The organism is Marinobacter shengliensis, from assembly GCF_003007715.1.
Lineage (GTDB): Bacteria > Pseudomonadota > Gammaproteobacteria > Pseudomonadales > Oleiphilaceae > Marinobacter > Marinobacter shengliensis.
Genome location: NZ_PXNO01000001.1, coordinates 56,512 through 76,682 on the forward strand (window position 1 = coordinate 56,512; position 20,171 = coordinate 76,682).

Annotated in this window: 15 protein-coding genes and 1 pseudogene; 13 read left to right on the forward strand and 3 right to left on the reverse strand. The window is 56.0% G+C overall.

All coding sequences use genetic code 11. The features are described from left to right. Window positions 1-141: 141 nt before the first annotated feature. From murJ to C7H10_RS19390, 12 genes are all read left to right on the forward strand, one after another. Window positions 142-1,731 carry a murein biosynthesis integral membrane protein MurJ gene (gene murJ, locus C7H10_RS00240; RefSeq protein WP_106693197.1) on the forward strand — a complete coding sequence of 530 codons (1,590 nt, stop codon included), beginning with the start codon at window positions 142-144 and terminating at the stop codon, window positions 1,729-1,731. Between the two features lie 122 nt (window positions 1,732-1,853). Further along, window positions 1,854-2,822 (forward strand): bifunctional riboflavin kinase/FAD synthetase, encoded by a 969-nt coding sequence (ribF, locus tag C7H10_RS00245; protein ID WP_106693198.1) that lies wholly within the window; start codon window positions 1,854-1,856, stop codon window positions 2,820-2,822. Between the two features lie 34 nt (window positions 2,823-2,856). Beyond that, window positions 2,857-5,676, forward strand: coding sequence for an isoleucine--tRNA ligase (gene ileS / locus C7H10_RS00250; RefSeq protein WP_106693199.1), 2,820 nt, complete (start codon window positions 2,857-2,859; stop codon window positions 5,674-5,676). Then, window positions 5,676-6,200 (forward strand): signal peptidase II, encoded by a 525-nt coding sequence (lspA, locus tag C7H10_RS00255; protein ID WP_106693200.1) that lies wholly within the window; start codon window positions 5,676-5,678, stop codon window positions 6,198-6,200. Before ileS ends, lspA begins: the two co-directional genes overlap by 1 nt. 5 nt (window positions 6,201-6,205) lie before the next feature. Continuing rightward, window positions 6,206-6,658, forward strand: a complete 453-nt coding sequence (gene fkpB, locus C7H10_RS00260) for an FKBP-type peptidyl-prolyl cis-trans isomerase (protein ID WP_106693201.1) — start codon at window positions 6,206-6,208, stop codon at window positions 6,656-6,658. 190 nt (window positions 6,659-6,848) lie between these two features. Beyond that, a complete protein-coding gene (gene ispH, locus C7H10_RS00265; protein WP_106693202.1) occupies window positions 6,849-7,802 on the forward strand; it encodes a 4-hydroxy-3-methylbut-2-enyl diphosphate reductase in 954 nt (317 codons plus the stop codon). Window positions 7,803-7,984: 182 nt separating this feature from the next. Further along, complete coding sequence (locus C7H10_RS00270) at window positions 7,985-8,446, forward strand: GspH/FimT family pseudopilin (RefSeq protein ID WP_106693216.1); 462 nt, start codon at window positions 7,985-7,987, stop codon at window positions 8,444-8,446. 26 nt (window positions 8,447-8,472) lie between these two features. Beyond that, on the forward strand, window positions 8,473-8,871 hold the full coding sequence (gene pilV / locus C7H10_RS00275; RefSeq protein WP_106693203.1) for a type IV pilus modification protein PilV: 399 nt from the start codon (window positions 8,473-8,475) through the stop codon (window positions 8,869-8,871). Beyond that, window positions 8,868-9,929 (forward strand): PilW family protein, encoded by a 1,062-nt coding sequence (locus C7H10_RS00280; RefSeq protein WP_106693217.1) that lies wholly within the window; start codon window positions 8,868-8,870, stop codon window positions 9,927-9,929. Before pilV ends, C7H10_RS00280 begins: the two co-directional genes overlap by 4 nt. Window positions 9,930-9,935: 6 nt before the next feature. Next, entirely contained in the window at window positions 9,936-10,451 is a 516-nt protein-coding gene (locus C7H10_RS00285) for a pilus assembly PilX family protein (protein ID WP_106693204.1), read from the forward strand. Between the two features lie 9 nt (window positions 10,452-10,460). Further along, window positions 10,461-14,195 carry a pilus assembly protein gene (locus C7H10_RS00290; RefSeq protein ID WP_106693205.1) on the forward strand — a complete coding sequence of 1,245 codons (3,735 nt, stop codon included), beginning with the start codon at window positions 10,461-10,463 and terminating at the stop codon, window positions 14,193-14,195. Window positions 14,196-14,240: 45 nt separating this feature from the next. Next, window positions 14,241-14,633: a type IV pilin protein gene (locus C7H10_RS19390; protein ID WP_106693206.1), complete on the forward strand. Its 393-nt coding sequence runs from the start codon at window positions 14,241-14,243 to the stop codon at window positions 14,631-14,633. A 2-nt stretch (window positions 14,634-14,635) separates the two neighbouring features. Here the strand turns inward: C7H10_RS19390 and C7H10_RS00300 are convergent, their stop codons facing one another. The 3 genes and pseudogenes from C7H10_RS00300 to C7H10_RS00310 form a co-directional block, all read right to left on the reverse strand. Then, the gene (locus C7H10_RS00300; protein WP_167392860.1) at window positions 14,636-15,199 is read right to left on the reverse strand and encodes a GspH/FimT family pseudopilin; all 564 of its coding nucleotides are present in this window, start codon (window positions 15,197-15,199) and stop codon (window positions 14,636-14,638) included. Between the two features lie 98 nt (window positions 15,200-15,297). After that, a pseudogene (locus C7H10_RS00305) lies at window positions 15,298-16,678 on the reverse strand (sigma-54-dependent transcriptional regulator). Between the two features lie 54 nt (window positions 16,679-16,732). After that, window positions 16,733-18,379, reverse strand: a complete 1,647-nt coding sequence (locus tag C7H10_RS00310) for a sensor histidine kinase (protein ID WP_106693208.1) — start codon at window positions 18,377-18,379, stop codon at window positions 16,733-16,735. Window positions 18,380-18,472: 93 nt separating this feature from the next. Between C7H10_RS00310 and C7H10_RS00315 the strand changes: the two genes are divergently transcribed. Then, window positions 18,473-20,137 (forward strand): NAD+ synthase, encoded by a 1,665-nt coding sequence (locus C7H10_RS00315; RefSeq protein WP_106693209.1) that lies wholly within the window; start codon window positions 18,473-18,475, stop codon window positions 20,135-20,137. Window positions 20,138-20,171: the final 34 nt, after the last annotated feature.

A 20,171-nucleotide genomic window follows, 5' to 3' on the forward strand; every position in this document is an offset into this window, starting at 1 on the left:
CTCAGTAATCCCCGTGTTGAAAAGGCCTGTGATACACTCCCGCATCGCCTGCATGGGGCCTGATCCGGCTGTGGCTGGCACCTTGCGGATTACCGAAACGCCGTTCCGGCCTGAACCCTGGATTTCTGGACGCCCATAACCATGTCATCGGAACCTCGACCAATAGATTCTCAGCACCCAGTTCAGGAGCCGCCGAAAGCGCCCGGCTTGCTGCGTTCGTCCGGGGTGGTTGGCGTGATGACTATGCTCTCGCGGGTGCTGGGGTTGGTGCGGGATATGGTGATTGCTCGCTATTTCGGGGCCGGCACCGCAGCGGATGCCTTCTTCGTGGCGTTCAAGATTCCCAACTTCCTGCGCCGCCTGTTTGCTGAAGGCGCCTTCTCTCAGGCCTTCGTGCCGGTGCTGTCGTCTTACCGGGAAAAACGCGACATCTCCGAGGTCAAGCGCCTGGTGGATGCGGTGGCTGGCTCTCTTGGCCTGGTGCTGCTGGCGGTTACGCTGGTCGCCATGCTCGGGGCTCCGGTGCTAACTACTATTTTCGCGCCAGGCTTTCTGGGCGATGACGTCAAGTTCGCTTTGGCCAGCGATATGCTGCGCATCACGTTTCCTTACCTGCTGCTGATCTCTCTCACGGCGTTCGCCGGTGGCATTCTGAACAGTTATGACCGGTTCGCGATTCCTGCGTTTACACCGGTGTTGCTGAATCTGGCCATGATCGGCGCAGCCATCTTCCTGGCGCCTGTGATGGATGAACCTGTGATGGCGCTGGCCTGGGGGGTGTTTATTGCCGGAGCCCTGCAGTTGTTTTTCCAGTTGCCCTTCCTGATGCGCCTGGGGCTGCTGCCAAGGCCGAGGGTGGATTACAAGCATGAGGGCGTCAGCCGAATACTGAAATTGATGGCGCCGGCGCTGTTCGGCGTGTCGGTAAGTCAGATCAACCTGCTGCTGGATACCGTGCTGGCCTCTTTCCTGCAAACGGGCAGCGTGTCCTGGTTGTACTACTCTGATCGTTTGTCTGAATTGCCGCTTGGGGTGTTCGGTATCGCAATTGCCACGGTGATTCTGCCTAGCCTGTCGCGCAAGCATGCGGCGGCGTCCAAAGATCAGTTTGCCGCTACCCTGGACTGGGCCGTGCGCGCGGTGCTGTTGATTGGTGTGCCGGCAGCGCTGGCACTGGCGCTGTTGGCGGAACCGCTGATTGCCACCCTGTTCCATTACGGTGAGGTGACCGATCGTGATGTGACCATGTCGGCCCAGAGTCTCCGGGCTTATTCCGCCGGTCTGCTGGCGTTCATGCTGATTAAGGTGCTGGCGCCGGGCTTTTTCTCCCGGGAAGACACCAAAACGCCGGTCAAGATCGGCGTAATTGCCATGGTTGCCAATATGGCCTTCAACCTGGCGTTGATTGTGCCGCTGGCTCATGCTGGCCTGGCGCTGGCGACTTCCATTTCGGCCTGGCTGAACGGCTACCTACTCTGGCGCGGATTGCGCAAAGAGGGCGTCTGGAAAAGCCAGCCGGGCTGGCCCAGGTTCCTGATTCAGTTGTTGGTGGCCAATGCCGCCCTGGCGGCGGTGGTGTTCTGGCTGAATGCCCCGGTGGCAGACTGGCTTGCCGCCAGTGGTCTGCAGCGGGCCATCGATATGGGGATTCTGGTGGTTGCCGGGGTGGCGGCCTATTTTGTGGCTCTGGCCCTGGTAGGTGTGCGGGTTCGCCAGTTCCGCCAGAAGTAAGCAGCCTCAAGATTTCTACCGCACCCCAGCATGAGGTATAATCGCGCGTTTTCTCACCAGCGCATCTCGCTTCTCGGGCAGGTGCGCCACAAAGCCAGCTGGCAAGTTAAGGTTCGCAGTACATGCGTCTGATTCGAGGCCTGACCAATCTTAAGCGCCTGTCCGGGCAAGCGGATTCGCCGCTCGCCGATGGCTGTGTGGCGACCATCGGCAACTTTGATGGCGTGCACCTGGGCCACAAAACCATTATTGATCAGGTAAAGCAGAAAGCCGCTGAGCTGGATGTGCCCTCGGTGGTGATGATTTTTGAGCCTCAGCCCCGGGAGTTTTTTCAGGGTGCTGACGCGCCACCAAGACTGATGCCGTTCCGCCAGAAATTCGAAGCATTGTTGGCAGAGGGCGTGGATGTGGTGCTGTGCATCCGTTTCGACGAGCGATTCCGCAGTTACTCTGCCATGGGCTTTGTGGAAGATGTGCTCATCCAGGGCCTGGCGGTGCGCCATCTTGTGGTGGGCGATGACTTCCGTTTTGGCTGCGACCGGGCCGGGGACTTCAGATTGCTGGAGCAGGTGGGCCAAGAGCATGATTTTAGCGTCGAAAACACCCGCACTGTGACGGTAGATGGCGAGCGGGTCAGCAGTACCCGCGTGCGCAATGCCCTGAATGTGAACGGCCTTAAGGAAGCGGAACGTTTGCTCGGGCACCCTTATCGCATTCACGGCCGGATTGTTTACGGGCGCCAGCTGGGGCGCCAGATCGGCGCCCCCACAGCCAACATTCTGCTGCATAAGATGCCGGCACTGCGTGGCGTGTACGTGGTGCGGGCCCGGCTTGAAACCGGTGAATGGCGCGATGGCGTGGCCAATATCGGCCTGCGCCCCACGGTAGACGGCAAGCGGCCGTCACTGGAAGTGCACCTGTTCGACTTTGCTGGCACACTTTATGGCCAGCACCTGGAAGTGGTGTTCCGCCATGGCCTGCGGGACGAAGTGAAATTCGACTCTGTTGACGAACTTCGGCAACAGATCGCCCGGGATTTTGAGCATGCCCGGGCCTGGCTGGCGAATAACCCCGCCACGCCGGAAACCTGATTCAACTGACCAACCAAAGAGTACGCACACAAACATGAGCGACTACAAGCATACCCTGAATCTGCCGGAAACCGCGTTCCCCATGCGCGGCAACCTGGCCAAGCGCGAGCCGGAGATGCTCAAGCACTGGCAGGACCTGAACGTCTATGGCAACCTGCGCAAGCAGCGTGAAGGCCGGGAAAAGTTCATCCTGCACGATGGCCCTCCCTACGCCAACGGCAGCATTCACATCGGGCATGCGGTCAACAAGATCCTGAAAGACATGATCGTGAAATCCCGCAGTTTCATGGGCTATGACGCACCCTACGTGCCCGGCTGGGATTGCCATGGCCTGCCCATTGAACACAAGGTGGAGCAGGAAATCGGCAAGGCCGGCGTGAAGGTGGATTACAAAACCTTCCGCCAGGCCTGTCGCGATTACGCGATCAAGCAGGTTGAAGGCCAGAAAGCCGATTTTATTCGTCTGGGTGTGATGGGCGAATGGGATAAGCCTTACCTGACCATGGACCCGAAAGTCGAAGCGGGCATTGTGCGGGCGCTGGGCAAAATCGTCGCCAAGGGCCATCTGGTGCGTGGGTTCAAGCCGGTTTACTGGAGTGTGGTTGGTCAGTCCGCACTGGCAGAAGCCGAAGTTGAATACCAGGATAAAACCTCGACCCAGATCGACGTGCGCTTCACCGCCGTGGATCAGGACGCAGTCCTCAAAGCCTTCGGAACCGACGGCGGCCAGGGTGATGTATCCCTGGTGATCTGGACCACTACTCCCTGGACCATTCCCGCCAACCAGGCGGTGTCCATCGGTGCGGACCTGGAATATGCCCTGGTGCAGCTGGATGCCGGCAACGGCCCGGAGCGCATGATCCTGGCCACCGACATGGTGCAGGGCATCATGGCCCGCTGGGGCGTGGAAGATTATCAGGTGCTGGCCAACGTGGCCGGTGCCGCGTTGGAAAACCAGCTGTTGCACCATCCGGTGTATGACAAACAGGTTCCGGTGCTACTGGGTGACCACGTTTCCCTGGATGCCGGTACCGGTGCTGTGCACACCGCACCAGACCACGGCATGGAAGACTTTGAAGTAGGCAAAGCCTACGGCATTGGCACCATCAATCTGGTTAAAGCCGACGGCACCTACACCGAAGCTGCTGGCGAGTTTGCCGGTGTACACGTATACAAGGCCGACGAGCCAGTGTGCAGCGCGCTGGAGCGTGAAGGTAAGCTGGTACGTTCGGAGAAATTCCGCCACAGCTACCCGCACTGCTGGCGTACCAAAACCCCGCTGATCTACCGGGCCACGCCCCAGTGGTTCATCAGCATGGACAAGCTCAACCTGCGTGCCGATGCCCTGGAGGCCATCAAAGGCGTCCGCTGGGTTCCGGGCTGGGGCCAGAATCGCATTGAAGCCATGTTCGAGCAGAGCCCCGACTGGTGTATCTCCCGTCAGCGTACCTGGGGGGTGCCGATTACCCTGTTTATCCACAAGGAAACCCAGGAACTGCACCCCAACACCCAGGAACTGTTCGAGAAAGTCGCTCAGGCGGTTGAGGCCGGCGGCATCGACGCCTGGTACGAGTTGGATCAGAGCGAACTGCTGGGCGCAGACGCCGACCAGTACGAGAAGGTGCTGGATACCCTGGACGTATGGTTCGATTCTGGCGTCACCCACGACTCGGTTTTGCGGGTACGTGAAGAGCTGGGCCAGTTCCCTGCCGATATGTACCTGGAAGGCTCTGACCAGCACCGTGGCTGGTTCCAGTCGTCCCTGAAAACCTCCATCGCCATGAACGGCGTGGCCCCGTACAAGCAGGTGCTGACCCACGGCTTCACCGTGGACGCCAAAGGTTACAAGATGTCCAAATCCATGGGCAACGTGATCGCGCCACAGGAAGTGATGAACGAACTGGGTGCCGACATCCTGCGCTTGTGGGTATCCGCCACCGACTACAGCGGTGAGATGAGCGTCTCTAAGGACATCCTGCGCCAGACGGCAGACGGCTATCGCCGTATCCGTAACACCGCCCGCTTCCTGCTGAGCAACCTGACCGGGTTTGATCCGGAGCAGCACATGGTAGCGCCGGAAGACATGATTGCCCTGGACCGCTGGATGGTGGACCGTGCCCTGCAGCTGCAGAACGAACTGCACGAAGACTACGGCAACTACGCCTTCCTGAAAATTTACCAGAAAGTGTACAACTTCTGTGAGGCCACCCTGGGCGGTTTCTACCTGGACATCATCAAAGACCGCCAGTACACCACCCAGGCCGACAGCCTGGCCCGGCGATCCTGCCAGACGGCGCTCTATCATGTGGCCGAAGCGCTGGTGCGCTGGATTGCGCCGATCCTGAGCTTCACCGCCGATGAAATCTGGCAGCACCTGCCAGGCAAGCGCGGCGACACCGTGTTCTACGAAACCTGGTACGAAGGCCTGACCGCACTGCCGGACGACTTCAAGCTAGGCCGCGATTACTGGCGCGAGATCTACGCGGTGAAAGAAGCCGTCAACAAATGCCTGGAAGAAGCCCGTGCTCGTGGCGAAATCAAAGGCTCCCTCAGTGCGGAAGTCACTTTGTACTGTGAAGGTAGCCTGGCTGAGCGCCTGAACCACCTGGGCGAAGAGTTGCGCTTTGTGCTGATTACCTCAGAAGCTACCGTGAAACCGGTGAGCGAAGCGGCGGGCGCCGAGCAAACCAACCTGGAAGGCCTGCTGGTGAAAGTGCAGCCGGCTGCCCACGCCAAGTGCGAACGCTGCTGGCACCACCGCGAAGATGTGGGTGCCAATGAGCAGCACAGCGACCTGTGCGGCCGCTGCGTTACCAACGTGGAAGGCCCGGGCGAAACCCGCGCCTACGCCTGATGGACGCTGTGATGACTGAAGCCCGTGTGGGTAGCAAGTTAAAATGGTTGTGGCTGGCGGTGCTGGTGATAGCCCTGGACCTGGGCACCAAAGCCCTCGCCACCGCCATGCTCACCTACGGCAACCCCGTACCGGTGATGCCCAGCTTCAACCTGACCCTGCTGCACAACACGGGCGCTGCTTTCAGCTTCCTGGCGGATGCCGCCGGCTGGCAGCGCTGGTTCTTCGTAACCCTGGCCATCGTGGTCAGCGTGGTACTGGTAGGCTGGCTCAGAAAACTCCAGAGCCACGAAACCTGGATGGCCATCGCCATCGTACTCATCCTCGGTGGCGCCCTTGGTAACGTCTACGACCGGGTAGTGCATGGCTACGTGGTGGACTTCCTGCACTTCTACTGGCAGGACTGGCATTTCCCGGCCTTCAACCTGGCCGACACCGCCATCACCATCGGTGCCGCCATGATGATACTCGACGCATTCCGCAAACCCGCTGACGACAGCGGCGATGCCAACCGGAGCAACTGATTCCCATGAAAGACCTACCTATCGACAAGGGAACCCGCGTAAAACTCCACTTCGCCCTCAAATTTGAGGATGGCGAAACCGTGGACTCCACCTTCGATAAAGAACCGGCCACCCTGGAAATCGGCGACGAAAACCTGCCGGAAAACTTCGAGGCCTATTTAATGGGCCTGAAAGCCGGCGACCACCAAACCTTCCAGGTGCCACCGGAAAAAGCCTTCGGCCAGCACAACCCCAGCAACGTACAGACCTTCAAACGCCACGAATTCAGCGCCGACATGGTGCTGGAGCCCGGCGTGGTGGTGTCTTTCGCCGATGCGCGCCAGCAGGAGCTGCCCGGTGTGATCAAACGGGTGGAAGGTGATCAAGTGGATGTGGACTTTAATCACCCGCTGGCAGGGCATACACTGAGCTTTGAAGTGAAGATTATTGACGTGGAGCCGGCCGGCCCGACTCATTGAAGGCTCGAATTGAGCCTTGAACACCTGATCCGAATATAGCGGGGTGCGGGGAGGTACTTTCAGGGACTGTCTGCAGCAGGGGTGCTGCAGTCAAGCGTACACGGACGTATTCACAGCGTGTCCCTGAAAGCTCCTCCCCGCAGCACGCGGGCGACCAACTCCACCAGGCGGAAACTCCAAAGGCAAGATGATGCAAATCCGACTCGCTAACCCCCGTGGCTTCTGTGCCGGCGTAGACCGCGCCATAGAAATCGTAAACCGCGCCCTCGACGTATTCGGCGCCCCCATCTACGTGCGCCACGAAGTCGTCCACAACAAATTCGTCGTCGACAACCTCCGCAACCGCGGGGCGATCTTTGTCGACGAACTGCACGAAGTGCCAGACGACAAGTTGGTCATCTTCAGCGCCCACGGCGTGTCCCAGGCAGTACAGAACGAAGCCGCCCGCCGTGGCCTGAAGGTCTTCGACGCCACCTGCCCACTGGTCACCAAAGTCCACATGGAAGTCATGCGCTACAGCCGCGACGGCCGCGAGTGCATCCTCATCGGCCACCATGGCCACCCGGAAGTCGAAGGAACCATGGGCCAGTACGACCACAGCAACGGCGGCGACATCTACCTGGTAGAAGACGAAGCGGACGTACAAAAGCTGGAAGTGAAAGACCCCAGCCGCCTCGCCTACGTCACCCAGACCACCCTTTCCATGGACGACACCGCCCGTGTCATCGACGCCCTGCGCGCCAAATTTCCGGAAATCGAAGGCCCCCGCAAAGACGACATCTGCTACGCAACTCAGAACCGCCAGGATGCCGTCAAACAACTGGCCGGCGACTGCGACCTGATGCTGGTTGTCGGTTCACCGAACAGCTCCAACTCCAACCGCCTGCGGGAACTGGCCGAACGCATGGGTACCCCAGCCTACCTGATCGACGAAGCTGCCCAGATTGATCCGCAATGGCTGGAAGGTAAACAGGCCGTCGGTGTAACGGCGGGTGCTTCTGCCCCGGAAGTGCTGGTAGCGGATGTAATCAGCCGGCTGAAGGAGCTGGGTGGGGAAGAGCCGCAGGAAGTGGCGGGCAGGGAGGAGAATATTGTGTTTTCCATGCCTAAGGAATTGCGGATTGATGTGGTTGAGGTGACGTAATTCTCCAGTTTCACCTCATGCGGAGCATCGTTTTTTATTCCCTCCTTCAGCTCTCAAAACTCCCATTTCCTGATGGCCATCACGTTTTTTTAGCGTGTATGGCCACTAATCCATGATTCGAGACCACTCGTCGTCGATGCGGAGAGTTTAACCGCCGGCTTTTCTATTATGAAACTACGTTAATGGATGTAGATGATCGCCCTATGCAGTCTTCAAAAGGTTTTACGCTAATTGAGTTGATGATCGTGATTGCGTTGATTGCGGTCATTGCTGGTATCGCGGTTCCCAGCTTTACACGGCTAATTGAAAATAATCGGGTTGTTTCCACAACTAACTCGGCGGTTGGCTTGGTAAATTTTGGACGAAGTGAGGCTGTCCGTAGAGGGCAGTCTGTAACGGTTAAAGCCGATGGAAACGTCATGACCGCCGAGCTGGCGTCAGATGCAACCATCCTCCGGCGAATCGAGCCTTCCTCGGGGAATACCACCATTTCGAATGCGACCGTGACGTTCCGTGCTAGTGGATTGACGACGTTGGGTTTGGCCGCGGCACCAGTGACTTTTACCGTATGTTCTGGTGCTGAAGGGCGTCGAATTTCAGTGGAGCGAGCGGGTAAAACCTCAACCATTGAGGTGGATTGCTAGTTATGGTTGATCGTCAGGAAGTTTGCATGAAAAGAACTATAGCTGTTCCAAAACACAAAACTGCACGGGGTTATACCCTGATAGAAGTGCTGATTGCACTATTGATTCTGCTGATAGGTTTGTTAGGTGTCGCGAGTACCCAGCTACTGTCGCTTCAGCAAGTGAGCAATGCAAACTTGCGCTCTCAAGTTAATCACCACGCTGCAGAAATGGTTGAGATGATCAGGGCCAATAATGGTCAGCTGGTGGGGGCTGACGACGAGGCGCATTGGTTGGCAACACTAAACCGAGCGGTGCCAGGGGCAACTGCTGACATTTCGACAGACGATGGCTTTGTTGATATAGAAGTTTCCTGGACGGAGCGGGAATATGGAGCTGAGGCAGCTGCCCAAGTCTTCACTTTTAGGGCGAGGTTAAGTCAATGAGAAAGCTCATACGTCGACAAAGTGGTTTGTCGCTTATCGAAATAATGGTTGCTTTGACGCTGTCTTTGATACTGACATTGGGGTTGGTGCACATTTTTACTTCAAACAGCCAAAGTTTTCGTTTGGCCGAAGCGAGCTCCAGAATTCAGGAAAGTGGACGCATGGCCCTCGGCATACTGTCCAGAGAGATCCGAAACGCTGATTACTGGGGGTGTCTTCAGGATACTTCCGATTTGAATAATATGTTGAATACGGGTTCATCGTTCAATGTTGAAGCGTTAATGAGAGGAGTGGACGCGGAGAATAATGTCGGACCCGGTGGCTCGGATATGTTGTATCTGGGAGGCGTTGCTGGAGGCGCTGAAGCAAAGGTCACCTTCGTTCCTAGCCCTGGAGCTGCGACCATGGCTGTAGATGACTCATCATCATTGACAGTTGGAGATATCCTGATAGTCACCAACTGTAAAGCGGGCGACATTTTTCAGATGACCGGGCCGTCGTCCAGTTCATCGGTTCAGGTTGTACACAACACGGGAACTGTTTCATCGGGCGGGCCAGGCAACGCAACCCAGACTCTGAGTCTTGATTACAATCAAGACCCTGGAGGTGGTGGCATCTTTAGGCCCAGGCAGCAACGTTTTTATCTTGTTGATAATGCAACTGATGGGCGTCGCGAGCTGATTACCGACGGTGTAAACGTGAGGGCTGGAGCTACCTCTGGAACCATTACGGGCGCTTCCGCGCTTATGTCAAATGTCGTGAATTTTCAGCTGCAGTTTGGTGTCGACACAAATGGGAATGGGCGAGTCAATGTGTGGGAAGACCCAATTGGTTTGACTGCCGCCGGTCGCCAGCAAGCAGATAGGGCGATTGCGATAAGGACAAGTTTCCTGATTCGTTCCGATCGGGACGGTCTTACCGATGGTTCTCAATCATTTTGCTTTCCTGGGTGGCTTGATTGCGAAGATGATGCCTCACTGCTGACTACTGCAGCAGACACTTTTCTCTATCGGGTCTACACCACTACAACGTCTCTGCGCAATAGAGTGGGGGGGTAAGGGCACATGATGAATTATTACCAACGTGGCGCAGCGTTAATTCTATCTTTACTCCTCCTGCTGGTCCTGACGCTGTTGGCTATTTCCAGTATGCAGAACACCGTTCTGCAGGAGCGGATGGTCTCAGCGGAACGAGAGGGAATGATCTCCCTTGAGATTGCAGAGTCCGCAATCCGAGATGCTGAGATATTTATTGACGCCCTTACCAGTCTTGCGGGGTTCAACGGAACGAACGGTTTATATCCTATTGGTGAAGCCGGGCCAGACCCCATTGATCCTGATACCTGGTCGGGAACCGGCGTGGTAGAGGGAGATGTTGTAACTGGAGTTGGCGTAACTCCTCGTTACTTCATCGTCCATGAGGGCGAAGCCAGACAAGCGGAAGACATCATGATCGGAGATGGTTATGGTGCGCCGCCTCCGCAGGATGCCCAGGCATTTCGAATCGTGGCTTGGAGTCCCGGTGTATCCGGGGAATCCCAGCGGGTTATTGAATCTTTTTATATTCGGCAGGGCTTTTGAGGATTTGTTATGAAAAATGTAACTAACGGCTTTAAGCGAGCTGCCCGGAACATCGGAATTTCATTAAGTCTGATTTTGCCAACGCAAGGGTATAGTGCCCCGGGAGAATTGGCTACCCAGCCACTTTTCCTCGGTGGCGGAGATGTGCCTGGAAATATGGTATTGGTGCCATCTGTGGAATATCCAACCGTTAACAGTGTGGCGAACCTCAGCAACAATTATTCGAGTGACAACACTTTTGAAGGGTATTTCGATCCGGGTAAGTGTTACGTCTACAACTACGACGCGAGTTCGGCCGAGCGCCACTTTTATCCTACCGCGACGACCAATAACCGTCGCTGTACTGGTCCTGGTCAATGGAGCGGGAACTATCTCAACTGGGCAACCACGCAAACGATTGACCCATTCCGAAAGGTGCTCACCGGTGGATACCGTTATCGTGACACTGTAACGGAAACCTGGTTGGAGAAAGCTCGCCAGAGTGGTGAAGGTAGTCTATTTCCTGATAGACAAGTGTCTGGCTCTGAAGTGGCCGGGGCAACTCCCTTTAATTCAGCAAGCAGCGTCAGGACCAGAATAAATGGTTTAGGGGTGCAAATGCGCTTCCGGCTTGATGACGGCTCTCTTGGAGAGAGCGGTACATCTTATAATCCATCTTCAACCTCTACCGACTGGAATTCGGGAGCCTATAACGTTCATGTGCGGGTCAAGGTTTGTGATCCCCAGTTCCCGGAGGATAACTGTGTAGCGTATGGGAGTAACTACAAACCGGAGGGGGTGATTCAGAAAAATGCAGAACAGATTCGTTTTAGCGTATTCGGTTATTTAAATGATAGTGATGGCCTCCGTGACGGCGGCGTTTTGAGGGCCCGGCAAAAATACGTGGGACCAAGACGTTATGTGGAAGGCCAAGGCTTCGTAGATAATCCGAGAAAGGAGTGGAACCCAAGTACGGGTGTGTTTTTGCAGAACCCCGACGCAGACGATGCAGCGGCCACTCATTCGAGCATCCAGAATAGTGGCGTAATCAACTACATCAACAAGTTCGGCCAACTGGGTACCGGTAACCTTAAGTCAATCGACCCTGTGAGTGAGCTCTATTACGCAGCTACCCGGTACCTGAAGAATCAAGGGAATGTTGCAGCGTACAGTGCTATGGGGAATGCCGACGCGACTACTGCGGCACGCTGGCGTGACTTTTTTCCCGTGATAGAAGACTGGGATGACCCCATCCAATATGAGTGCCAGCCCAACGTTTTGTTAGGGATTGGAGACGCAAACACCCACAGAGATAAAAACCTCCCTGGTAACGACGCTTACAGATCCAATGAACCAAGCATGCCGGCGGAGGTCGCGGCTGACAATACTGTAAATGTTTTGACAGAAACTAACCGAATTGGAGGTTTCGAGGGGCTTGGTGATATAGCCAACACAAACGCATTTTCCGGTCGTAGTAACTCGGCTTACCTCGCGGGCCTGGCGTTCCACAATCACACGCGTGACATGAGATCGGATCTCGCAGGGGTACAGACGGCTTCGACTTATTGGGTCGACGTTCTGGAAAACCGAGTCCTGGAACGGGTTGCGCGGAACCAGTATTACCTGGCGACTAAGTATGGTGGATTTGTTAAACCCGAGGGTTTTGACCCTGACACAATGACAGGACTTACCCTTGATCAATGGCATACAAATGGCGAGATCTTAACGCCGAATTCTGGTAGTACCTTCCCGAGACCAGACAATTACTTTTTGGCCGGGGAGGCCGCTCAAATGATTCGGGCACTGGAATCTGCATTTGAAGCTGCCGGCTCGGAAATATCTCGGGGTTCCTCAACCAGTGTCAGCTTCAACACCACATCGCTGGAGACGGACAGTCTTTTGTTTGGCGCTCGGTTTGACTCAACGAACTGGAGTGGTGAATTTTTCGCCCGTGGCTTAACGCGAGATGCCCAGGGAGTGCCGAGCGTTGATGGCGCTGATATTTGGGAAGCGGGACGCCTGCTAACAAATCGTGACTTGATTTCTAACCCGCGCCAGATAATTACCTTTAACGGCAGCGACGGATTGCCTTTTACAACAGCTGAATTCAATATGCTGAATGCAACGCAGCGTGCTGATCTTTCATACGGAGGAGATTCTGATCTTGCGGCGGAGCGTATCGCCTATTTAAGGGGTGAAGATATAGCGGGAATGAGATCTCGTACTTCGCGTCTTGGAGATATTGTGAACTCTTCTCCGATATATGTGGGTAAGCCGGCCCTTAACTGGCCGAATGGCGAGCCGTTTGGGGTTTCGGGGTCCACTTACAACAGTTTTAAAGCGAATCAGGCCAATCGTGATCCAGTAGTATACGTAGGTGCTAATGATGGCATGTTACACGCGTTCTCTGCAGAAGAGTTGGTTGCGAGTGGCGGAGGCCAGGAGCTATTTGCATATATACCGAGCTTCGTCTTCTCTGACCAAGCTCAGAGCGGGTTGCATTATCTAACGGACCCAAACTATACGCATAAGTATTATGTTGATTTAACTCCCGCCACCTCTGATGTTTATATCAGTGGCACCGGAGGGGCGTCTCGTGCATGGCGTACCGTCTTAATCGGTGGATCGAGAGCCGGAGCGCGGGGACTATTTGCCTTGGACGTAACAAACCCTACCAATTTCTCCGAGACCAATGCGTCCAATATGGTTCTCTGGGAATTTACGCACCCCGACTTGGGATACATCACTGAACCTCCTCTGATCGTAATGGCTCCGTGGGGTAATGGTGATTACCGGTGGACTGCTCTGGTAGGAAATGGCTACAACTCCGGGTCTGGTAAAACTGGGATCTTCATGATTGATCTTGAAGGTGGTTTGGACGGTTCCTGGACATCAGGCACAGATTATCGCTTTATCAATTTTGAGAATTCTGGCGGGACCGGCTTGTCTGCCGTGACAGCCGTTGACCTCACGGGGAATCGCATCGTAGATAGAATTTACGGCGGAGATCTCAAAGGCAATATGTGGGGTGCGGAATACTCAAGTAATTCCTGGAGTTCTATCGTTCGCCAGGGGACTTCGCCGCGCGCCCTATTTACTGCAGTTAGAGATGGCGTCGTGCAACCGATAACGGTTCCGCCCGCTGTCGTTCGAAGCCCCCAGCCAGGCAATGAGCCAAACCTTCTTGTATTGTTCGGGACCGGTCAGTATTTGACATCCGATGACCCGTTCAGAACTGCGATCCAGTCTTATTACGGTATTACTGATCAGGGGCGGCGGAATACTACACTTACTCGAGATGATCTTTTACCGAGGACCCTGAGCCATAGTGATGTAAATGTTGACGGGGTGGATTATAAAGTTCGCGAATCTAGTGGGACTGAGTGGACAAGCGAGGCAGGTTGGTACGTGGACTTTGACCGTGCGTCTGACGTAGGAGAGCGTATCGTGCAGCGTACTCGGATTCGCGGTAAGTATGCATTTGTAAACTCGACCATACCGACATCAGATCCCTGTGCTGCGGGTGGTGACGGTTGGATAATGGCCTTCGGCCTGGATGGACGAACCCCAGATCGTGCGGTGTTTACCAGATTTGGCGAGCCCGTCGTCGGTTACCGTGTTGAGGGTAGCATGCCAAACGTGAGTGGTTTCATTGGCGATTACATGATTACGCCGCTTTCCGACAATACTTTCATGGAAGATGAAATTGATCTTGGTCCTGGTGGTCGGACTGGTCGGGTAAGTTGGCAAGAAATTTACGATTAATGTTATGGGTGCGGCTGTATTGCAGCCGCATTACGAGGAGTAACCATGCTATCTATGCAGAGAAAACAGGTGGGCTTCACGTTGATTGAGCTGATGATTGTGGTTGCGATCATTGCAATCATCGCCGCGATTGCGCTGCCGTCTTATCAGGGTCACGTTGAGCGAACGAGAGCTGGGGATGCTCAAGCAGCCCTGATGTCGTTGGCTAACGCAATGGAGCGGTTCCACACTCAGAATGGCACCTACGATGGGGCTACCGTTGGCGCAGGTGGAATTTTCCCAGCTGAGGCACCTCTCGACGGTAACAATAAGTTTTATGATCTAGAAATAGTCTCAGCCACCGTTACGGCTTATGAGTTGCGAGCGGTTCCCAAAAACGGACAAGGGGGAGGCAACATCAGTTTGGACTCGACCGGGTTGCGAACTAACTGGCAATGAGGTCATGAGCAGGAAATAGCGCGTCCATCCGCGCCTTTGACAATCTCATGTTCATTGGTGTCCTTGGCCACCATAGGCCGCCCACCCATGTTGATCCTGATCTGAAAGGCATCTCTGGGGTCATTGCTATTGGGGCACCAGATTATGTTGCCGATAGCTTCCCGGGCAGCGCCACTGGGCCGGAAGCCGAAGTAGCTTCGGATTCCGGCATTCCCTTTGAGTTTGCCATTATTCTTGGCTTGTAACACTCTAATCACCTGGGACGAGTCAACCAGTTGTCTGGCGCGCTTGGGATCCCTGAAGGCCACAAGGTCAAGGCTCCAGTCCTTGCTGCATTTTCCGTTTTCATCTAGGGGGCAAAGCGTAACGTTCGTGCTCTCCATAATCGCTGTTGTTCGTGCTAGGTTGATGATTCCCAGCAGATCCATTTGATTGCTTTGGTGTGCTGAGCGTGTAACCAGAGAGTTTAAAGATGGAACGGCAAAAGCTGCGATGATGGATAGGATAGCTAAGGTAATCAGGAGCTCGAGTAGCGTCACCCCTGACTGATTGCGTCGGGCAGTCATAGTGATTCCTTTCATGTTGATATGCGGCCGTCCTGGCCGCAGCGTGAGCAAGTTTACGGGTTATCAGTCGGGATTCTGATAATCGGGCCACATTTCTGTCACTCCATCCCCAACTTCTTCAACCGATACCGCAACGCCCGAAAACTGATCCCCAATCTCTTAGCCGCCGCCGTCTTGTTCCATCGGGTTGCCTCCAGCGCCTTCTCAATCGCCTGCCGCTCGATGTTCTCCAGGAAGCCCTCCAGGTCTATCTCCCCCTCGGGCACAGGAGCAGGAGCCTCCGATGTGCCGGTGTCAGAGCTGCGCTCCGATACCGGGGTTCCGGGGATAGCACCACCTCCTAGATGCAAATCAGCCGCATCAATCAAATCTTCATCACACAGCGTAAACGCCCGCTCCAAAATATTTTCCAGTTCCCGCACGTTGCCCGGGAAATCGTATCCCTGCAGGCGATCTATTGCGGCTGGCGTTAGTTTGGCCGGATCGCATTCGTACTCTCGGGCGATGCGCTGCAGAATATGGTCGGCCAGCAGGGAAATGTCTTCCGCTCGCTCGCGCAGAGGCGGTACTGCCAGTTCAATCACGTTAATCCGGTAGAACAGATCCTGGCGGAAGCTGCCTTCCTGCACCAGTTCCGGCAGGTTTTTGTGGGTGGCGCTGAGTACGCGGATATCCACCGGCACTTCCTTGGTGTCGCCCACGGGTCGCACGGCTTTTTCCTGAATGGCGCGCAGCAGCTTTACCTGCATGGCCAGGGGCAGGTCGGCGACTTCGTCCAGGAACAGGGTGCCGCCGTTGGCGCTTCGGAACAGGCCCTCCTTGTTTTCGACCGCACCGGTAAAGCTGCCTTTCTTGTGGCCAAAGAACTCGCTTTCCATCAGTTCCGAAGGGATGGCGCCGCAGTTAACGGCAATAAAGGGGCCATCGGCCCTTGGCCCCTGCATGTGGATCATGCGGGCGACCAGCTCTTTACCACTGCCGGATTCGCCGCTGATAAACACCGGTGCCTGGCTTCGGGCCAGTTTTCGGGTCTGGTTTCGCAGCTTGCGAATTTGTGGGGACTCGCCGAGCAGAAGGCCGGGTTCATCGGCATCTGCAGTGTCCTGGATTTTCGGTTCACTCAGCTTCAGGGCACTGTTCACCAGTTCCCTCAAGCGGGGCAGTTCCACGGGTTTTGAGACAAAGTCGAAAGCGCCGGCTTTCAGGGATTCGATAGCCGTGTCCATATTGCCGTAAGCGGTGATCACCGCCACCGGCGTGCAGGGTGTGTGCTGCTGAATCCAATGCACGAGGTCTATACCGTTGCCATCGGGCAGGTTCATGTCGGTGAGGCACAGTTGGGGCTTGTGTTGTTCAAGTAAGGCCCGGGCTGTGGTCAGGTGCGGTGTAGGTGGTAATCCCCATGCGGGTGAGGGTGATTTCCAGCAAGTCCCGGATATCCGGTTCGTCGTCAACAATCAGCGCTGTTTGGTGTGTCATTATTTGTGTTCGGTTCCCTGTTGAATTTCAAACGCCCGATGCCCCGCGCCCGGTTCAGATCATCCGCCCGGGATGCGCGAAGGTAATGCGAAAGCGACAGCCCGGCTGTTCATTCTCCACCAGCGACAAATGCGCCTGGTTGGCCTCGCAAAGTTCCCGGGCCAGGTACAGGCCAAGGCCGGTGCCGCTCTTGTCGGTGGTGAAGAAGGGCTCAAATACCGAGTGTCGGTGTTCCCGTGCAATGCCGGGGCCGAAATCCCGGACATCCACGTAAGCCCGCTCGCCATCGGCGGTGGCGCCAACCACTAATTGTATCCTGTTTTGGCCGGTCTGCTGTTTGCTGTAGCGCAAACCATTGTCACACAGATTCACCATGACCTGCTCAATCTGGCTCTTGTCAAAGCGAGCGGGCGGCACCGCGTCGTCTGCCAGTAACTCAATAATGGCTTTGGAGCCGTCGTCTCGGGTTTGTTGAAAGTCCTGGGTGAATTCGCTAAGCCAGTCCCTCACGTTCACTTGCTCTGAGTTGGCGGCCCTGCGCCGGGACAGGTCGAGCACGTTCTCAATAATGCCGTTCACCCGCTTCGAGTGTCGGCGAATGATATCCAGCATCTGTTTGTCGCCTTTGTCCAGGTTGGGCGACTCCTCCATCAGTTGTGCTGCGTGGCTGATGGCCCCGAGGGGGTTGCGGATCTCATGGGCGATGCCGGCGGTCAGGCGCCCTAGCGACGCCAGCTTCATTTGCTGGGCTTGCTGGGTGACTTTGCTCATATCCTCGATGAACACCAGAATCTGGTCACCCCGCTCCTGATCCAGTTGGGTAAAGTTGGCCTGTAGCAGGGGGGAGGTGGGCGACGCCTGAAACGGTTCGATGCGCATGTTGGGGTTTTTCAGCCAGGTCTCCAAACCTTTGCGCAACGGTTTGGGCAGTAATCGGTTGTGGTGCTCTGCGCTACTTTGGCTGGTGACCGAACCGAAAAGCAGCTCCTCCGCCGCTGCGTTAGCCAGTCGGACCTGGCCAAAACGGTCCAGTACCAGAATGCCCGTTCGCATGCGCTGGATGATCTGCTGGTTGATCTGCTCCAGCTCCGCAATGCTTCGGGCCCGGCTGGTGGCAAGCGCCTCGCTGCGCATCATACGCTTCGAGATGCCTTGCAAAACGAAGGCAGCGGCAAAATAGAGGATGCCCAGTGAGCCGGCGCGAACAATATCGTCCGCGGATTCGTTGATCACCAGCACCGCCCAGCCGGAGATGCCCAGGGAACAGATGGCTGCGAGCGCAGCGTAGAAAGTGCCCATGCGGCTGGGATTGAGGATGTTCCCAGCGGCAACGGAGACAATGACCAGATTGGCAAGGCCGTTGGTGATGCCGGTGCTGGCCAGCAACAGCCCATGCATTATCAGGATATCGATCAGAATAGACAGGGTAATGTGCCGCTGCCGTGGCTGCAGCCCGGCCAGCAGCATTAGACCAACAAAGGCGTTGATGGCGAGATAAGACACCGCGCCTGCCTGGTAATAATCCAGCCAGCGAAATTTGGAATCGGTGGTGAATGGGTCCACAAACAGCAGGCCGACCAGCATCAGGCTGATCACCAGCCGGTAATGATTGTAGATGCGGAACAGCCTCACCTGCTGATGGTGTGCTCGTGGCCCGAAAGGAGAGCGCGCGGCTGTGGCTGAAGATGCGTCGGTTACCATGGGTATGGTTATCTGCCTTTGGTCAGGAGAAATCCTTGTCTATGGAGGGTTATAATAGCCTTTTAACGGCAATAAGTTACAGGAGCCCTGATCATGACGGTAACCGGTACAACCACCGCAGACACTGCTGCGCCCCGTAAGCTACGGGTGGTGATGGCCCAGCTGGATTTTCTGGTGGGGGATATTCCTGGCAATACCGACTTGATCGTTCAGGCCACCCGTGAGGCAGAGGAGCAGCATCAGGCCGATATCGTGCTGTTTCCAGAGCTTTGCCTGACAGGGTACCCGCCGGAAGACCTGTTGCTTCGGCCGAGCCTGGATTTGCGAGTGCAAGAAGCGCTTGAGCGTTTGAAGCAGGCGAACCTGGCCCCAGCCATGATCATTGGTGCGCCTCTCCGCTCGGCGGGCTTGCTCTATAACGCGGCAGTGATCATCGAGGCCGGGGAAACCCGGGGCCGGTATTTCAAACGCTGCCCACCGAACTACCAGGTGTTCGATGAGAAGCGCTACTTTGCCGAAGGTTCGCAGACCCTGGTGGTCGACATCAAAGGAGTTCCGGTGGGTATCACCGTGTGTGAAGACCTCTGGAAAGATGGCCCCCTGGAAGATGCGGCGGCCGCTGGCGCCCAGTTGGTCCTGAACCTGAACGCGTCTCCCTACGACATCGACAAGCAGGCCCGTCGCAAGGCGTTGCTGGAGCGCAAAGCCACGGAAAATCGTGTCAGTATCGTTTATGTCAACCTGGTGGGTGGGCAGGACGAACTGGTGTTTGATGGAGGTTCGATGGTTTATGACCACTCCGGCACCTTAAAAGTAGAGATTCCCCAGTTCACCAACGGCCTGTTTCCGGTGGATTTTCTGTGTGAACACCACTGCCAGCCGGTGTCTCAGCCACTACCTCCGGAGCCGTCACTGGAAGCGAATGTCTACAACGCGCTAGTCACCGGTGTTCGGGACTACGTTAATAAAAACGGTTTCAAGTCTGTGGTACTTGGCTTGTCCGGCGGCATTGATTCTGCGGTCACTCTCGCAGTGGCGGCGGATGCCCTGGGCAAGGAGCGGGTGCGGGCGGTGATGATGCCATTCCGTTATACGTCAAGCGCCAGCCTGGAAGACGCGGAAGCTCAGGCGAGGGCTATGGGCGTTCAGTACGATGTGTTCTCCATTGAGCCCATGTACGACACCTTTATGGCGACTCTGGCGAAACCCTTTGAAGGTACACTTTCAGACACCACGGAAGAAAACCTCCAGGCTCGCCTGCGCGGCGTGTTGCTGATGTCCCTGTCCAACAAGTTTGGCTCTCTGGTACTGACCACCGGTAACAAGAGTGAGATGGCGGTGGGCTACTCCACGCTCTATGGCGATATGGCCGGCGGCTTCGATGTGCTGAAAGACGTGCCGAAAACACTGGTGTTCCGCCTGGCCTGGTACCGCAACAGCTTGGCACCGGTTATTCCCGAGCGGGTGATTACCCGTCCGCCGTCGGCCGAACTGGCGCCCGACCAGAAAGACGAAGACAGCTTGCCCGGCTACGACATCCTTGACCAGATTCTGCATTTTTACGTGGAGCGGGATTACAGTGCCGAGGCGATTGTCGCGGAGGGGTTTGCCCGTGCGGATGTAGAGCGGGTGGTGCGCCTGGTGGATATCAATGAGTATAAGCGGCGCCAGGCGCCGATTGGCGTGCGTATTACCGAGCGGGGTTTCGGTAAGGATCGTCGCTATCCGATCACCAATGGATGGAAGCTTGGTTTCTGATTGCTTCCCCTTGAAAGAAATAAGGGCCGGTGGC

Bases quoted from the DNA above. Each gene is read 5' to 3' on its own strand.
- murJ (WP_106693197.1), top strand. From the start codon at position 142: ATGTCATCGGAACCTCGACCAATAGATTCTCAGCACCCAGTTCAGGAG.
- ribF (WP_106693198.1), top strand. From the start codon at position 1,854: ATGCGTCTGATTCGAGGCCTGACCAATCTTAAGCGCCTGTCCGGGCAA.
- ileS (WP_106693199.1), top strand. From the start codon at position 2,857: ATGAGCGACTACAAGCATACCCTGAATCTGCCGGAAACCGCGTTCCCC.
- lspA (WP_106693200.1), top strand. From the start codon at position 5,676: ATGGACGCTGTGATGACTGAAGCCCGTGTGGGTAGCAAGTTAAAATGG.
- fkpB (WP_106693201.1), top strand. From the start codon at position 6,206: ATGAAAGACCTACCTATCGACAAGGGAACCCGCGTAAAACTCCACTTC.
- ispH (WP_106693202.1), top strand. From the start codon at position 6,849: ATGCAAATCCGACTCGCTAACCCCCGTGGCTTCTGTGCCGGCGTAGAC.
- C7H10_RS00270 (WP_106693216.1), top strand. From the start codon at position 7,985: ATGGATGTAGATGATCGCCCTATGCAGTCTTCAAAAGGTTTTACGCTA.
- pilV (WP_106693203.1), top strand. From the start codon at position 8,473: ATGAAAAGAACTATAGCTGTTCCAAAACACAAAACTGCACGGGGTTAT.
- C7H10_RS00280 (WP_106693217.1), top strand. From the start codon at position 8,868: ATGAGAAAGCTCATACGTCGACAAAGTGGTTTGTCGCTTATCGAAATA.
- C7H10_RS00285 (WP_106693204.1), top strand. From the start codon at position 9,936: ATGATGAATTATTACCAACGTGGCGCAGCGTTAATTCTATCTTTACTC.
- C7H10_RS00290 (WP_106693205.1), top strand. From the start codon at position 10,461: ATGAAAAATGTAACTAACGGCTTTAAGCGAGCTGCCCGGAACATCGGA.
- C7H10_RS19390 (WP_106693206.1), top strand. From the start codon at position 14,241: ATGCTATCTATGCAGAGAAAACAGGTGGGCTTCACGTTGATTGAGCTG.
- C7H10_RS00300 (WP_167392860.1), bottom strand. From the start codon at position 15,199: ATGACTGCCCGACGCAATCAGTCAGGGGTGACGCTACTCGAGCTCCTG.
- C7H10_RS00310 (WP_106693208.1), bottom strand. From the start codon at position 18,379: ATGGTAACCGACGCATCTTCAGCCACAGCCGCGCGCTCTCCTTTCGGG.
- C7H10_RS00315 (WP_106693209.1), top strand. From the start codon at position 18,473: ATGACGGTAACCGGTACAACCACCGCAGACACTGCTGCGCCCCGTAAG.